A 618-nucleotide genomic window follows, 5' to 3' on the forward strand; every position below is an offset into this window, starting at 1 on the left:
GGCCCAGAGCCCGGCAGGCTGCCTGCACGCCGGTCTCCTGAGCGAGGGCCGGAAGATGCTCCTCGACGACCCGTTCTACCTCCGCGGCGAGTTCGGGTCGCCCGAGCCGTCGGGAATGCCCTCGGAGAGCTTCTCCAAGAGCTCCGATACTTTTCCCTGGACTTCGATCACGAAGCGGGCCTTCGCCAGCTCCTTCTCCAGCTTGGCTTTCTCCGCGCGGAGTTTCTCCAACTCCTTGTCCCGGTCATCGACCGGTGGGCGGCCCTTCGGTTTCGACAACCCGGCCAGCGCCCCGGCCTCCCGGGCCTTACGCCACTCCACGATATGCGCCGAGTACAGATTCTCCCGCCGCAGGATCGCGCCCTTCTGACCGTCCGGCGCCGCCTCGTACTCGCTCAGGATCCGCAGCTTGTACGCCGCCGAGAACGACCGCCGCCGCGCCTTCGGCTCGACCTCAGGATCCGGCCGCCGGCCACCACCTTCACGCTCGTCCACACGGACATCATCAACCAGGCCACGCCCAGCCGACACCGCCATCGTCACGATCTTCCTCTCCCCACCCGCCCAGGTCACAAGATGATAGCCATTGCCTGACTCATCTCATCCTGACGGATAGGG

1 protein-coding gene is annotated in these 618 nt (G+C 66.3%); it reads right to left on the reverse strand.

Annotated features, from left to right (window positions below; all coding sequences use genetic code 11):
• Nucleotides 1-75 precede the first annotated feature (75 nt).
• The gene (locus MXD60_RS26275; RefSeq protein ID WP_248822388.1) at nucleotides 76-543 is read right to left on the reverse strand and encodes a hypothetical protein; all 468 of its coding nucleotides are present in this window, start codon (nucleotides 541-543) and stop codon (nucleotides 76-78) included.
• Nucleotides 544-618: the final 75 nt, after the last annotated feature.

The sequence above is a fragment of the Frankia sp. AgB32 genome (assembly GCF_023243045.1).
Classification (GTDB): Bacteria; Actinomycetota; Actinomycetes; order Frankiales; family Frankiaceae; genus Frankia.